A 14,389-nucleotide genomic window follows, 5' to 3' on the forward strand; every position below is an offset into this window, starting at 1 on the left:
GCAATGGCTGCACACCTACAATCACCACCGCGGACACACCGCGCTGAAGGGCCAACCACCCGCCAGCCGCGTCCCCAACCTCACGGGTCAATACACCTAGGGCAGGGACGAGCCCGGCGGGAGAAGGCGCGCGAAGAGTGGTCCGCCGCAGAAGCCTGGGTCGAGTCGGACCGGTTCTTCACCCACGAGAACGGCGAGCCGCTCCATCCCGACTGGGTGAGCCGACGCTTCAAGCGCCTGGTGGAACTGTCCGGGCTTCCGCCGGTCCGCCTTCATGATCTCCGGCACATCTCCGCCAGCCTGTCGCTGCTCCAGGGGAACGACATCAAGGTCGTCCAGGAGCGGCTGGGGCACAGCTCCCGCCAGATCACTTCGGACACCTACACCAGCGTCCTCCCCGAACTGGCACGCCGCGAGGCCGAGTCCATGACGTCCGTGATCCCGCGCAGCGTGCCCTACGACGTGCTCCGTCCGCTCACCCTTCCCAAGAAGCTCTTCAGCGACGGCATGGCCGTCGTCTATGCCGACGCCGCCCGCAGCGCCGAGGGGGCCTGGACGATCAGCGTAAAGGCTCGGCACAACAGCCGCTCGCTCGGCAAGATCAGGACGGCCGCCGCCAGCCAGGAGAACGCGACGCAGGCCGCGATCCACTGGGTGCGAGACCACTGCAGGGAAGCCGGCCTGAGGATCTTGTCGGCGGACAAGATCACCGCACACCTTCCAGAGCCAGGGAGGCGTCAGCATCACCTTGCCCGCTTCGTCATCGACGGCGGGATGGAGATGGGACCCGAAGCGTGGGCGCCGGTCCCTGTTGCCCCGGGCGACTCCGAGGTCGGCGAGGAAGATCGAGAACCATCTCAGGAAGCCGCGTAGCCCCTCGTGACCCGAACGGTGCCCTCCGGGCCCCTGTAGGGTCCCTGGATCTTGGTTCGGGCGAGTGAACGGGGGTCGCCACCCTGGAGTGGCGACCCCCGTTCCTACGTTTTCGCAGGTAGAAACGGTTCTGCCCGCGTAGTTGGTGGTGGGGCGGGTGGGACTCGAACCCACGGCCGGCGGATTATGAGTCCGCTGCTCTAACCGGCTGAGCTACCGCCCCATAGCGGCGTGTCGCGTACATGTGTACGCGCCGTCTGCCGCAGCATAGCCGCTCATACGATCTCCTGCTTCGGATGGTCGACTACGCATGCCCTGAAGGACTTCAGCGCACTCCGCACGGTTCCCGAGCGGCTGAAACAGGACACGATCAGGACATGAAAAAGGACCCCTGCGGGGTCCTCGTTCAACCTGCTCCCCCGACTGGACTCGAACCAGTAACCTGCCGGTTAACAGCCGGCTGCTCTGCCAATTGAGCTACGGAGGACCGAGCTCCCCCGACTGGACTCGAACCAGTAACCTGCCGGTTAACAGCCGGCTGCTCTGCCAATTGAGCTACGGAGGAATGCCTCGTTGCATCGAACGTACCTACCTGGGTATTCGCCAGGGGGCGGGCGCTCGCTGCGACACATACATTAGCGCAAGCAGGGGGGTGCTCCGCCAATCGGTACTCCCACGAGGGAAGGCTGGCCGCCATGCGCTACAAGCTCACGTTCGTCGTCGGGCTGGCTCTGGGCTACGTCCTCGGCACTCGCGCCGGACGCGAACGCTACGAACAGCTGAAGAAGTCGGCACGTCAGGTGGCGCAGAACCCCGCGGTCCGCAACACCGCGGAGACCGCCGCGCAGCAGGGCCGCGTGTACGCGGGCAAGGCGTACCACGCGGTCAGCGACAAGGTCGGGGAGCGGGTTCCGGCCTCGGTGTCCGCGCGCCTGCACCACCTGCGCGACCGCCACCCCAACGGCGAGGTCGAGGACGACTGGGGGACCAGCAACACCTGATCCCGTCCGATACGAAAGCGGCCCCAGGTCGGCACACCCCCGCCACGCTCGGCCCATAGAATTTCGCCATGGGGATAGTCGCCGGGTTGGACAGCTCGCCCGAGTTCACTCGTATCGTCGTCTGCGACGCGGACACCGGAGCCGTGCTCCGGCAGGGCTACGCGCCGCATCCCGTCGAAGGACGTCCGTCCGACGTCGATCCCCAGGCCTGGCTGCTCTCCCTCGGGGAGGCGGCCGGCGGGGGTCTGCTGGAGGGCGTGCAGGCCATCGGCGTCTCCTCGCAGCAGAACGCCGTCGTGCCGCTGGACGCCCAGGGCAACACCACCCGGCCCGCGATGGTCGGGGGTGACAAGCGGGCCCAGGTCGCCGCGGCCGATCTCATCGACGCGCTCGGTGGCCGGGAGGCCTGGGCGCAGGCCGTGGGGTGCGTGCCGCAGGCCGCCCAGCCGGTGACGAAGCTGCGCTGGCTGGCCAAGACCGAGCCGGACAACGCGATGCGCACCGCTGTTCTCATGCAGGCCCACGACTGGCTGGTGTGGCAGCTGCTCGGCCGGCCGGTGCGCCGCACCACCGACCGCGGCGGGGCCTCCGGCACCGGGTACTGGTCCGCCGCCACCGGCACGTACCGCACCGACCTCGTCGAGCTGGCGCTCGGCCACCCGGCCATGCTGCCCGAGGTCATCGGACCCGCCGACGCCGCCGGTACGACCCCGGAGGGGCTGCTGATCTCCGCCGGGACCGGCGAGACGATGGCCGCCGCGTTCGGGCTCGGCCTCGGGCTCGGGGACGCCGTGGTCTCCCTCGGCGCCTCCGGTTCGGTCATGGCCGTCCACTCCGAGGCGCTGTTCGACCCGAGCGGGACGATCACCACACTGGCCGACGCGACCGGCATGCACCTGCCGGTCGTCACCACCCTGAACGCCGTACGGACCCTGCGCGGCACCGCCGAGCTGCTGGGGGTGCCCGATCTGGAGAGCCTGTCCGAGCTGGCGATGAAGTCGACGCCCGGGTCGCACGGGCTGGTGCTGCTGCCCTATCTGGAGGGCGAGCGGACCCCGAACCTGCCGCACACCGCGGGCACGCTGGCCGGGCTCAGACGGGAGGCCATGCGGCCGGAGCATCTGGCGCGGGCCGCCTTCGAGGGCATGCTGTGCGGGCTCGCGGACGCGCTCGACGTGCTGCGCGGCCGGGGCGTGGCGGTGCGCCGGGTCTTCCTGCTGGGGGCGGCCGCCGAGCTGCCCGCGGTGCAGGCGTCGGCGCCGTCGCTGTTCGGCGCCCAGGTCGTCGTACCGCAGCCCGCCGACTACGCGGCGATCGGCGCCGCCCGGCAGGCCGCCTGGGCGCTGGGTGCGTCACAGGGCACGCTCGACGCGCGTATACCGCCCGCCTGGCAGGGCGCTACGGCCCAGGTGCTGGAGCCGGGCGAGGAGCTGGCGGTCGGGCAGGCGGTGCGCCAGCAGTTCGTGTCGGTGCGGGAGCAGACCCACCCCGGGGCGTTCGGAAGGTGACCCACCACCACCCCGGGGCGTTCGGAAGGTGACCCACCACCACCCCGGGGCCTCGGAAGGTGAGGGGGAAGTAAGAGAACGGTGCGAGCCGTACCTCTAAGGCCGTAAAGAGGGCCGCTGACGGCTTAATCGGTTGAGGTAACGCGGGTGGAGTGTCCGACGATAGGGGCCAGGGGCAACCAAACCGCCCCGCTGCCGCCGACTCCGAGAGACACAGCGTGCTCATACGACTCCTGCGGACCTACCTCAGGCCCTACCGGAAACCCATCGCTCTGCTGGTGCTGCTGCAGTTCCTGCAGACCTGCGCCACGCTCTACCTGCCCACCCTGAACGCGGACATCATCGACAACGGTGTCGTCAAGGGCGACACCGGCTACATCCTCAGCTTCGGCGCCCTGATGATCGGCATCTCGCTGGCCCAGGTCGTGTGCAACATCGGGGCCGTGTACTTCGGCGCCCGGACCGCCGCGGCGATCGGCCGGGACGTCCGGGGCGCCGTCTTCGACCGGGTGCAGTCCTTCTCCGCGCGCGAGGTGGGCCACTTCGGCGCGCCCTCGCTGATCACCCGTACCACCAATGACGTGCAGCAGGTCCAAATGCTGGCCCTGATGACGTTCACCCTGATGGTCTCGGCGCCGATCATGTGCGTCGGCGGCATCGTGCTGGCCCTCGGCCTCGACGTACCGCTGTCGGCGGTGCTGGTCGCGGTGGTGCCGGTGCTGGGCATCTGCGTGACCCTGATCGTGCGGCGGCTGCGGCCGCTGTTCCGCGCCATGCAGACCCGCCTGGACACGGTGAACCGGGTGCTGCGCGAGCAGATCACCGGCAACCGCGTCATCCGGGCCTTCGTGCGCGACGAGTACGAGCAGCAGCGATTCCGGCGGGCCAACGCCGAGCTGACCGAGATGTCGCTGGGCACCGGGAACCTGCTCGCGCTGATGTTCCCGATCGTGATGACGGTGGTGAACCTGTCCTCGATCGCGGTGGTCTGGTTCGGCGCGCACCGCATCGACAGCGGCGGGATGCAGATCGGCGACCTGACGGCGTTCCTCGCCTATCTGATGCAGATCGTGATGTCCGTGATGATGGCCACCTTCATGTTCATGATGGTGCCCCGCGCCGAGGTGTGCGCCGAGCGCATCCAGGAGGTGCTCGACACCGACTCCAGCGTGGTGCCGCCGGCGGCGCCGGTCACCGAGCTGCGCCGGCACGGGCATCTGGAGATCCGCGGCGCCGGCTTCCGCTATCCGGGTGCCGAGGAGCCGGTGCTCAAGGGCATCGACCTGGTGGCACTGCCCGGCGAGACCACCGCCGTGATCGGCTCGACCGGCAGCGGCAAGTCCACCCTGCTGGGTCTGGTCCCCCGGCTGTTCGACGCGACCGAGGGGCAGGTCCTGGTCGACGGCGAGGACGTGGCCGCCGTCGACCCGAAGGTGCTGGCCAGGACGGTCGGGCTGGTCCCGCAGAAGCCGTACCTGTTCGCCGGGACCGTGGCGACCAACCTCCGCTACGGCAATCCCGACGCCACCGACGAGGAGCTGTGGCACGCGCTGGAGGTGGCGCAGGCCAAGGAGTTCGTGGAGCGTCTGGAGGGCGGGCTCGACGCGCCGATCTCGCAGGGCGGCACCAATGTCTCCGGCGGCCAGCGGCAGCGCCTGGCCATCGCCCGGACTCTCGTGCAGCGTCCGGAGATCTACCTCTTCGACGACTCCTTCTCCGCGCTCGACTACGCCACCGACGCCGCACTGCGCGCCGCGCTGGCCCGCGAGACGGCGGAGGCGACCGTGGTGATCGTCGCCCAGCGGGTGGCGACCATCCGGGACGCGGACCGGATCGTCGTCCTCGACGAGGGACGGGTCGTCGGCACCGGACGGCACCAGGAACTGATGGCGGTCAACGAGACCTACCGGGAGATCGTGCTCTCCCAGCTGACGGAAGCGGAGGCCGCCTGATGGCCGGGCCCATGGGGCGGATGATGGCCGGGACGGGGCCGGACCACCGCTCGCTGAACTTCAAGGAGTCGGGCAAACGGCTGGTCGCCCAGTTCAAGCCGGAGCGCGTCACGATCGGTGTGCTGCTCCTGTGCGTGGTGCTCAGCGTGGGGCTCTCGGTCGTCGGGCCGAAGATCCTCGGGCGGGCCACCGACCTGGTCTTCGCGGGCATCGTCGGCCGCGAGATGGAGCCCGGGGCGAGCAAGGAACAGGTCCTGGAGGGGATGCGGGAACGCGGTGACGGCGATGTCGCCGACATGCTCCGCTCCACCGACTTCACGCCCGGCGAGGGCATCGACTTCACCGCCGTCGGCCATGTGCTGCTGCTCGCGCTCACCGTGTTCACCGCGGCCGGACTGCTGATGGCGGTGGCGACCCGGCTGGTGAACCGGGCCGTGAACCGCACGATGTTCCGGCTGCGCGAGGACGTGCAGGGCAAGCTGTCGCGGCTGCCGCTGTCCTACTTCGACAAGCGGCAGCGCGGTGAGGTGCTCTCCCGCGCCACCAACGACATCGACAACATGCAGCAGACCCTCCAGCAGTCGATGGGCCAGCTGATCAACTCCATCCTCACCATCATCGGCGTGCTCGCGATGATGTTCTGGGTGTCGTGGATCCTGGCGCTGGTGGCGCTGGTGACCGTGCCGGTCTCCTTCGTCGTCGCCACCCGCGTCGGCAAGCGGTCCCAGCCGCACTTCGTGGCGCAGTGGCGCTCCACCGGCAAGCTCAACGCGCACGTCGAGGAGATGTACACCGGGCACACCCTGGTGAAGGTGTTCGGGCGGCAGGAGGAGTCGGCCAAGCAGTTCGCCGAGCAGAACGAGGCGCTGTACGAGGCCGGGTTCAAGGCGCAGTTCAACAGCGGGATCATGCAGCCGCTGATGATGTTCGTGTCGAACATCAACTACATCCTGGTGGCCGTGGTCGGCGGACTCCGGGTCGCTTCGGGGGCCCTGTCCATCGGTGACGTGCAGGCATTCATCCAGTACTCGCGGCAGTTCTCCATGCCGCTCACCCAGGTCGCCTCCATGGCGAACCTGGTGCAGTCCGGGGTGGCCTCCGCCGAGCGGATCTTCGAACTCCTCGACGCGGAGGAGCAGTCGGCGGACCCCGTGCCCGGGGTACGGCCCGAGGAGCTGCGCGGGCGGGTGGCGCTGGAGGGCGTGTCCTTCCGGTACGACCCGGACACGCCGCTCATCGAGGACCTGTCGCTGACCGTGGAGCCGGGGCAGACCGTGGCCATCGTCGGGCCGACGGGCGCCGGGAAGACCACGCTGGTCAACCTGCTGATGCGGTTCTACGAGGTGTCCGGTGGGCGGATCACGCTCGACGGGGTGGACATCGCCACGATGTCCCGGGACGAGCTGCGTGCCGGGATCGGGATGGTGCTGCAGGACACGTGGCTGTTCGGCGGGACGATCGCGGAGAACATCGCGTACGGGGCGGCGCGGGACGTGACTCGGGGGGAGATCGAGGAAGCGGCGCGGGCCGCGCACGCGGATCGGTTCATCCGGACGTTGCCCGACGGGTACGACACGGTCATCGATGACGAGGGGGCCGGGGTCAGTGCGGGTGAGAAGCAGCTGATCACCATTGCTCGGGCGTTCTTGTCGGATCCGGTGATTCTGGTGTTGGACGAGGCGACGTCTTCTGTGGATACGCGGACGGAAGTGTTGATTCAGAAGGCCATGGCGAAGCTCGCGCATGGGCGGACGTCGTTTGTGATCGCGCATCGGCTGTCGACGATTCGGGATGCGGACACGATTCTCGTGATGGAGAACGGTTCGATTGTCGAGCAGGGCTCTCATGGGGAGCTGCTCGATTCTGACGGTGCCTATGCGCGGCTGTACAAGGCGCAGTTCGCGGAGGCGGTGGCTGAGGTGGACTAGGCCGTTGCCCGGCGTCGGGGTGCCTCCCCCAGAGGGGGGACCCCCAGCCCACCCGTGCCGCCCTGCGGCACGACTGCCCGCAGCTACGTCGGCAGCGGCGGCACGCCGAGCTTCAGTCCAAGTAGCCCCTCAGTTGGTCTGCGAAAGCGTGGTCCCTCAGTTTGTTGAGGGTCTTTGATTCGATCTGGCGGATGCGTTCCCTTGTGACGCCGAAGATGCGGCCTATCTCCTCCAGCGTGCGCGGGCGGCCGTCGGCCAGGCCGTAGCGGAGTTGGACTACCTTGCGTTCGCGTTCGCCGAGGGTGGAGAGGACCGCTTCCAGGTGTTCCCGTAGGAGGAGGAAGGCCGCTGATTCGACGGGGCTCGCGGCGTCTCCGTCCTCGATCAGGTCGCCCAGCGCCACGTCTTCCTCCTCGCCCACCGGGGCGTGCAGGGAGACCGGTTCCTGGGCGAGGCGGAGTACCTCGCTGACGCGTTCCGGGGCGAGGTCGAGGTGGGCGGCCACCTCGTCCGGGGTGGGTTCGTAGCCGCGTTCCTGGAGCATGCGGCGCTGGACGCGGACCACGCGGTTGATCAGCTCCACGACATGGACCGGGACCCGGATGGTGCGGGCCTGGTCGGCGAGGGCCCGGGACATGGCCTGGCGGATCCACCAGGTGGCGTAGGTGGAGAACTTGTAGCCGCGGGCGTAGTCGAACTTCTCGACGGCGCGGATCAGGCCGAGGTTGCCCTCCTGGACCAGGTCCAGCATGGTCAGTCCGCGGCCCACGTACCGTTTGGCGACGGAGACCACCAGGCGCAGGTTCGCCTCGATCAGGCGGCGCTTGGCCATCCGGCCCATGACCACCAGGCGGTCCAGGTCCAGCGCCAACTGGCTGTCCAGGTCAGGGGTGTTGCTCAGCTTCTCCTCGGCGAACAGGCCCGCCTCGACGCGGCGCGCGAGTTCGACCTCCTCCGCCGCGGTCAGCAGCGGGATGCGGCCGATCTCCCGCAGGTACTGGCGGAACAGGTCCGAGGACGGTCCGCCGGTGTCGGCGCGCGGGACGCGCACCGGCTCGGGCAGGTCGTCCAGGACGGCCGGGGTGTCCGGCTCGGCCTCGGGGTGGAGCAGCGCGCGGTTCTGCGGGGGCACCGCGACGAGAACGTCGGACTCGGCGTCCGGCTGCTGCGGCCCGGCCGTACTGCTCTCGGTCTGGGTGAGGGTCTGGGTCTGCACGGGGGCGACCTCCAGGATGATCGCTGCTGAAGTGTGCGGCAGCGCGGCTTCGAGGGCGGAGTCGGCGGCCTCGCCGCTGTCCGTCCCGTACGCGATGAGCGGAACCGCGGGGGTCTGTGACCCGTGGGGGACGGGTCGGCCGCGCTCCGAGGACTCAGGCACCGGAACCCAGTGTGGGGTAGAACACATCGCCGCCACGAGGGGCGTGCGGTGACTTTTTGCGTCCGGGTCGTGACCGCCCGGTTATCGCGGGGCCCGGAGGGGCTAAAGAGCTGCGGATCCGTGCTCGCGGAGGGCCTGGTCGTACTGCTGGAGAACCCACAGTTCGTTCTGGACCGCGGCCAGTTGGGCCGGGTCGCCGCCGGCCGAGAGGCGGGCCATCTGGGACTGGATGTCCCGGATGCGGCGTTCGACCGCGCGGCGGCGGACAGTGACGAGCTGTTCGCCCGCGTAGTTCTCGTCCACGGTGCGGCGCAGGATCGCCTCGACGGCCAGCTCGGTGACCATGGCGCGCACGGAGTCGTCGGGGGCCGCCTCGCGGACCCGGACCAGGAAGTCCTGCGGGTCGTGGACGCCGTACTCGGCGCCGCCCGCCTCCATGATCGCCTGGCGTACGGCGGCGTAGGGGGCGGCGGTGAACTCGTCGACGCCGTACGCGTCGAAGGCCGGGGAGACCAGTTCGGGGCGCTGGAGGGCGAGCTTGAGCAGTTCGCGCTCGGTGGCGTAGACGGGGTTGCGCAGGTTCAGCGCCGGGCCGCTGCTTCCGGCGGGGCGGGGGGCCGCCTCGTACGGCTGGTGCGGGCCGCGCGCGGGGGCGGGGCCCTTGCCGCCCCGGTCGCGGGCCCAGCGGGCGAGCTGGGCGACGCGCTTGACGACGAACTGGGTGTCGAGGATGCCGAGCATCCCGGCGAGCTGGACGGCGACCTCGTGCTGGGCGCCGCTGTTCTTGATGCGGGCGACGATCGGGGCTGCCTCGTCCAGGGCGGCGGCGCGACCGGCCGGGGTGTCCAGGTCGTAGCGGGAGACGATCTGGCGCAGCGCGAACTCGAAGAGCGGGGTGCGGGGTTCGGCCAGTTCGGCGACCGCCTCGTCGCCCTTGGCCAGGCGCAGTTCGCAGGGGTCCATGCCGTCGGGGGCGATGGCGATGTAGGTCTCGGCGGCGAACTTCTGGTCGTCCTCGAAGGCGCGCAGGGCCGCCTTCTGGCCGGCCGCGTCGCCGTCGAAGGTGAAGATCACGCGGGCCGAGCCGTTGTCCATCAGCAGCCTGCGCAGGATCTTGATGTGGTCGCCGCCGAAGGCGGTGCCGCAGGTGGCGATGGCGGTGGGGACGCCCGCGAGGTGGCAGGCCATGACGTCGGTGTAGCCCTCGACGACGACCGCGCGGGAGGACTTGGCGATCTCCTTCTTGGCGAGGTCGATGCCGTAGAGGACCTGCGACTTCTTGTAGATCGCGGTGTCGGGCGTGTTGAGGTACTTGGGGCCGTTGTCGGCCTCGTAGAGCTTGCGGGCGCCGAAGCCGACGACGTCGCCGCCGATGTCGCGGATCGGCCACATCAGGCGGCCGCGGAAGCGGTCGATGGGGCCGCGGCGGCCCTCCTGGGCGAGCCCGGACAGGAGCAGTTCCTTGTCGCTGAAGCCCTTGCCGCGCAGGTACCGGGTGAGGTGGTCCCATCCTTGCGGGCTGTAGCCGACGCCGAAGTGGACGGCGGCGGCCTGGTCGAAGCCGCGCTCGGCGAGGAAGATCCGGCCGGTCTCGGCCTCGGGGCTCATCGCGAGCTGTTCCGCGTACCACTCGGCGGCGATCTTGTGGGCCTCGACCAGGCGGATGCGTTCGCCGCGCTGGTGGGAGGGGTTGTAGCCGCCCTCCTCGTAGCGCAGGGTGATGCCGGCCTGGGCGGCGAGCCGCTCGACCGCCTCGGAGAAGGAGAGGTGGTCGACCTTCATCACGAACGTGATGGTGTCGCCGCCCTCCTGGCAGCCGAAGCAGTGGAAGAGCCCCTTGCTCGGGCTGACCTGGAAGGACGGCGACTTCTCGTCGTGGAAGGGGCACAGGCCCTTGAGGTTGCCGCCACCGGCGTTGCGCAGCTGGAGGTACTCCGAGACCACGGCGTCGATCGGGACCGCGTCCCGTACCGCCTTCACGTCCTCGTCGTTGATCCGTCCTGCCACGCGTGAATTCTACGGGGCGGCTCTGACACTCCTGACAGCTACGGGGCGAGGCTGTCCAGCGGGGTGCGCGGGTCGGCGAGGGTCTCGGCGGTCACCTGTGTCCTGGTCCGGATCATCCGCTGGATGGGGTCCGTGACGTCCCACACGTTCACGTTCATCCCGGCGCGCACCCGGCCGTCCTTCAGCCAGAAGGCGATGAACTCCCGCTTTCCGACGTCGCCGCGGATGACGACCTCGTCGTAGGAGCCGGGGGGTGCCCAGCCGGAGTACTCCATGCCCAGGTCGTACTGGTCGGAGAAGAAGTAGGGGACGCGGTCGTAGACGACGTCCCGGCCGAGCATGGCGCGGGCGGCGGCCGGGCCGCCGTTGAGGGCGTTGGCCCAGTGCTCGACGCGCAGGCTGGTGTCGAACAGGGCGTGCGGGAAGCTGGCGACGTCCCCGGCGGCGTAGATGTCGGGGTCGGAGGTGCGCAGCCGTTCGTCGACGAGGACGCCGCGGCCGTGGGCGCGGTCGGCGATGGTGAGGCCCGCCGCCTCGGCGAGCCCGGTGCGCGGGGCGGCGCCGATCGCGGCGAGCACGGCGTGCGCGGGGTGCTCCTCGCCGTCGGAGGTGCGGGCGGCGAGGACGACCCCGTCCTGGCCGCTGATCTCGGTGAGCCGGGCCCCGAAGTGGAAGCGCACCCCGTGCTCGCGGTGCAGCTCGGCGAAGAGCTGGCCGAGCTCGGGGCCGAGGACGCCGTGCAGCGGGGTCGGTTCCGGTTCGACGACGGTGACCTCGGCGCCGTACTCGCGGGCCGCGGCCGCGACCTCCAGGCCGATCCAGCCCGCTCCGGCGATCACGAGGTGGCCGTTGTCCCGGCCGAGCGAGGCCAGGACGCCCTTGAGGCGTTCGGCGTGGGCGAGCCGGCGCAGATGGTGGACGCCGGCCAGGTCGGTGCCGGGGATGTCCAGGCGGCGGGGTTCGGCACCGGTGGTGAGGAGCAGTTTGTCGTAGTGGACGACCGTGCCGTCCTCGCCGAAGCGGACCGTCCTCGCCGCGCGGTCGATGGCGTCGACGGTCTGGCCGAGGTGGAGTTCGATGTCGTTGCGCGCGTACCAGGCGGGCTCGTGCACGAAGACGCTGTCGCGCTCCTCCTTGCCGAGCAGATAGCCCTTGGAGAGCGGGGGCCGCTCGTAGGGGTGGTCGCGCTCGTCGCTGATCAGTATCACGCGGCCCGTGAAGCCCTCCGCCCGCAGCGTTTCGGCCGCCTTCGCGCCGGCGAGTCCGCCTCCGACGATGACGAATGTCTGATCCGCGTCGACCACTTGATGCCTCCTCGTAGGGGTGCCGCCACATGGGAGCGTCCCGCACGGAGCGTGATGGGGGAAGAGGGTGTGGCCCGATCAGGCCACGGAGGGTCACATTCGGGCGGGTTTCACTTCACTGTGATCTCCTCGCTGTCAGGGTGCCCCCCATTAGGCGTACACGACTGTCACGGGTGCCCCCGTAGGACACGCACGACTGTCACGAGTGCGCCCCGCCGGACGCGACACGTCTGTCACGGGTGCCCCGTAAGGCGTACATGAAGCGAACGGGCCGAGGCGTCGGTGAGGGACGCGATCTGGTCCACGATCACCCGCTTGCGCGCCCGGTCGTCGGGCGCGGCGTCGAACAGCGCCCGGAACTGCGGGTCGAGCCCGTCCGGTGCCCGCGCGGTGAGCGCCTCGGCGAGTTCGGCGACGACGATCCGCTGGTCGGCGCGCAGCCGCTCCTGTTCGGCGCGCTGCATGACGTACCGGTCGGCGACGGCCTTCAGGACCGCGCACTCCATCCGCGTCTCGCGCGGTACGACGAGTTCGGCGGCGTAGCGGGTGAGGCGGCCGGTGCCGTAGGCGGCGCGGGTGGCGGTCTCGGCGGCCAGGCAGAAGCGGCCGATGAGCTGGCTGGTGGCGTCCTTCAGCCGGGCCTGGGCGACGGCGGTGCCGTCGTAGCCGTGCGGCCACCACGGCTCGTCCAGGAGCCGGTCGAGGGCGGCGGCGAGTTCGGCGGGGTCGGTGTCCTCGGGGACGTAGCGGCCGATGGCGACCGCGAAGACCTCCTGGCGTTCGGGTTCGGCGTGCAGGAGGTTGGGGTCGATGTGTCCGGCGTGCAGTCCGTCCTCGACGTCGTGCACGGAGTACGCCACGTCGTCGGACCAGTCCATGACCTGGGCCTCGAAGGTGGTGCGGGTGCCGGGGGCGCCCTGGCGGACCCAGTCGAAGACGGGCCGGTCGTCCTCGTAGACGCCGAACTTCGGGGAGCCGGGGTCGCTGGGGTGGGCGCCGCGCGGCCAGGGGTACTTGGTGGCCGCGTCGAGGGTGGCGCGGGTGAGGTTGAGTCCGACGGAGCCGTCGGCGGTGAACCGCTTGGGCTCGATCCGGGTGAGCAGCCTCAGCGACTGCGCGTTGCCCTCGAATCCGCCGACGTCCTTGGCGAACTCGTTGAGCGCCTGCTCGCCGTTGTGCCCGAACGGGGGGTGCCCGAGGTCGTGGGAGAGGCAGGCGGCCTCCACCAGATCGGGGTCGCAGCCGAGGGCGGCGCCCAGCTCCCGGCCCACCTGGGCGCACTCCAGGGAGTGGGTGAGCCGGGTGCGCGGGCTGGCGTCCCAGGCCTGCCCGTACGTGCCGGGCGTGACGACCTGGGTCTTCCCGGCGAGTCTGCGCAGTGCGGAGGAGTGCAGGACCCGGGCCCGGTCCCGTTGGAAGGCGGTCCTCCCCGGCCGCTTGTCCGGCTCCTTGGACCAGCGTTCCACTGACGGTGTGTCATACCCCGCGGGCGGGATGTGGTTCTCGTGCGCCATGCGTCGACAGTAAGCGCACGGTGCGCCCTTACGCCGACGCCAGTACCGCTTCCTGGCCAGTGACCGGCAGCTTCAGGGTCTGGTCGTAGCGGTGCAGGAGGAGGCGGGCCATGGCGGGGTGGGCGCCCAGGGGGGCCGAGGCGATCCAGGGGGCCTCGGCCGCGCACTCCGTGGCGAAGCGGCCCGGGGCCGTGAAGTAGGAGGCGACGGCGATGCGGTCGTGGCCGCGGGCGGTGAGGTGGGTGAGGGCCGCGCGGACCGTGGGGGCGGCCGTGGTGGCGTAGGCCGGGACGACCTCCACGCCCAGGCGCCGGGACAGCAGGGACGCCGTGCGGGCGGTGTCCGCCTTCGACTCGGGGTCCCGGGAGCCGGCGGCGGCCAGGACCACGGCGGTGCCGGGGCGCTCGGCCCAGCCCGCCTCGGCCAGCCGGTCGTGCAGGGCCTCGACCAGGAAGGGGTGCGGGCCGAGGGCTTTGGCCACCCGGGCCCGTACGCCCGACTCGGCGGCCATCTCGGGGATGTCCCGCTTCACGTGGTAGCCGCGGCTGAGCAGCAGCGGCACCAGGACGGCCTCCTCGCTGTCGAGGGCGGCGAGGGTGTCCGGGAGCAGGGGGGCGTTCAGTTCGATGTGGCCCAGGTGGACCGGGAGGCCGGGGCGCATCGCGCGGACCCGGTCCAGGAGGGACCGCACCGTGCTCAGCGCGCGCGGGTCGCGGCTGCCGTGGGCCACGACCACCAGCGGGGGCGGTGTGGGGCGGCGCCGCCCGTCGAGCGAGACGAGGCGGAGCTGGCTGGCGAGCTGGCTGCTGATCCGGTTCATGAGATGCGCCGTACTGTCGAGGGACGTGGACTCGTCGGGACGTGGTTTCGACGCCGTCATGAACCGATGGTGGGGGCCGGAGGTTGCCGCCTCGTTGCGCGGGC

10 protein-coding genes and 3 tRNA genes are annotated in these 14,389 nt (G+C 70.6%); 5 read left to right on the plus strand and 8 right to left on the minus strand.

Going from position 1 to position 14,389, the window contains the following annotated elements; translation table 11 throughout:
• Positions 1-90: 90 nt before the first annotated feature.
• Positions 91-873, plus strand: a complete 783-nt coding sequence (locus ACZ7L7_RS03150; protein WP_472075093.1) for a tyrosine-type recombinase/integrase — start codon at positions 91-93, stop codon at positions 871-873.
• Positions 874-1,019: 146 nt separating this feature from the next.
• On the opposite strand, the gene ACZ7L7_RS03155 is transcribed toward ACZ7L7_RS03150, so the two are convergent.
• The 3 genes from ACZ7L7_RS03155 to ACZ7L7_RS03165 form a co-directional block, all read right to left on the minus strand.
• A tRNA-Ile gene (locus ACZ7L7_RS03155) sits at positions 1,020-1,096 on the minus strand.
• Positions 1,097-1,287: 191 nt separating this feature from the next.
• A tRNA-Asn gene (locus tag ACZ7L7_RS03160) sits at positions 1,288-1,360 on the minus strand.
• Between the two features lie 5 nt (positions 1,361-1,365).
• Positions 1,366-1,438: transfer RNA gene (locus tag ACZ7L7_RS03165), tRNA-Asn, on the minus strand.
• A gap of 130 nt (positions 1,439-1,568) precedes the next feature.
• Here ACZ7L7_RS03165 and ACZ7L7_RS03170 point away from each other — a divergent pair.
• The 4 genes from ACZ7L7_RS03170 to ACZ7L7_RS03185 all read left to right on the plus strand — a co-directional run bounded on the left by ACZ7L7_RS03170 (position 1,569) and on the right by ACZ7L7_RS03185 (position 7,262).
• Positions 1,569-1,874 carry a hypothetical protein gene (locus ACZ7L7_RS03170; RefSeq protein WP_093718218.1) on the plus strand — a complete coding sequence of 102 codons (306 nt, stop codon included), beginning with the start codon at positions 1,569-1,571 and terminating at the stop codon, positions 1,872-1,874.
• A 68-nt stretch (positions 1,875-1,942) separates the two neighbouring features.
• Positions 1,943-3,382 carry a xylulokinase gene (locus ACZ7L7_RS03175; protein ID WP_285511247.1) on the plus strand — a complete coding sequence of 480 codons (1,440 nt, stop codon included), beginning with the start codon at positions 1,943-1,945 and terminating at the stop codon, positions 3,380-3,382.
• Between the two features lie 218 nt (positions 3,383-3,600).
• Entirely contained in the window at positions 3,601-5,334 is a 1,734-nt protein-coding gene (locus ACZ7L7_RS03180) for an ABC transporter ATP-binding protein (RefSeq protein WP_471592047.1), read from the plus strand.
• On the plus strand, positions 5,334-7,262 hold the full coding sequence (locus ACZ7L7_RS03185; protein WP_285511245.1) for an ABC transporter ATP-binding protein: 1,929 nt from the start codon (positions 5,334-5,336) through the stop codon (positions 7,260-7,262). The genes ACZ7L7_RS03180 and ACZ7L7_RS03185 overlap by 1 nt, the downstream gene beginning before the upstream one ends.
• Positions 7,263-7,374: 112 nt before the next feature.
• Here ACZ7L7_RS03185 and ACZ7L7_RS03190 read toward each other — a convergent pair whose 3' ends face one another.
• The 5 genes from ACZ7L7_RS03190 to ACZ7L7_RS03210 all read right to left on the minus strand — a co-directional run bounded on the left by ACZ7L7_RS03190 (position 7,375) and on the right by ACZ7L7_RS03210 (position 14,345).
• Positions 7,375-8,640: an RNA polymerase sigma factor gene (locus tag ACZ7L7_RS03190; RefSeq protein ID WP_285511244.1), complete on the minus strand. Its 1,266-nt coding sequence runs from the start codon at positions 8,638-8,640 to the stop codon at positions 7,375-7,377.
• Between the two features lie 102 nt (positions 8,641-8,742).
• Positions 8,743-10,647 carry a DNA primase gene (gene dnaG, locus ACZ7L7_RS03195; protein ID WP_285511243.1) on the minus strand — a complete coding sequence of 635 codons (1,905 nt, stop codon included), beginning with the start codon at positions 10,645-10,647 and terminating at the stop codon, positions 8,743-8,745.
• Positions 10,648-10,685: 38 nt separating this feature from the next.
• The gene (locus ACZ7L7_RS03200; protein WP_472074572.1) at positions 10,686-11,951 is read right to left on the minus strand and encodes an NAD(P)/FAD-dependent oxidoreductase; all 1,266 of its coding nucleotides are present in this window, start codon (positions 11,949-11,951) and stop codon (positions 10,686-10,688) included.
• A gap of 233 nt (positions 11,952-12,184) precedes the next feature.
• Positions 12,185-13,465 carry a deoxyguanosinetriphosphate triphosphohydrolase gene (locus ACZ7L7_RS03205; protein WP_285511241.1) on the minus strand — a complete coding sequence of 427 codons (1,281 nt, stop codon included), beginning with the start codon at positions 13,463-13,465 and terminating at the stop codon, positions 12,185-12,187.
• A 28-nt stretch (positions 13,466-13,493) separates the two neighbouring features.
• Complete coding sequence (locus ACZ7L7_RS03210; RefSeq protein WP_472074574.1) at positions 13,494-14,345, minus strand: sirohydrochlorin chelatase; 852 nt, start codon at positions 14,343-14,345, stop codon at positions 13,494-13,496.
• Positions 14,346-14,389 lie beyond the last annotated feature (44 nt).

It is taken from the genome of Streptomyces sp. NPDC110618, assembly GCF_055657065.1.

What these genes read in the sequence shown, in the direction of transcription:
- ACZ7L7_RS03170 (WP_093718218.1), top strand. Translation starts at nt 1,569, where the DNA reads ATGCGCTACAAGCTCACGTTCGTCGTCGGGCTGGCTCTGGGCTACGTC.
- ACZ7L7_RS03175 (WP_285511247.1), top strand. Translation starts at nt 1,943, where the DNA reads ATGGGGATAGTCGCCGGGTTGGACAGCTCGCCCGAGTTCACTCGTATC.
- ACZ7L7_RS03185 (WP_285511245.1), top strand. Translation starts at nt 5,334, where the DNA reads ATGGCCGGGCCCATGGGGCGGATGATGGCCGGGACGGGGCCGGACCAC.
- ACZ7L7_RS03205 (WP_285511241.1), bottom strand. Translation starts at nt 13,465, where the DNA reads ATGGCGCACGAGAACCACATCCCGCCCGCGGGGTATGACACACCGTCA.
- ACZ7L7_RS03210 (WP_472074574.1), bottom strand. Translation starts at nt 14,345, where the DNA reads ATGACGGCGTCGAAACCACGTCCCGACGAGTCCACGTCCCTCGACAGT.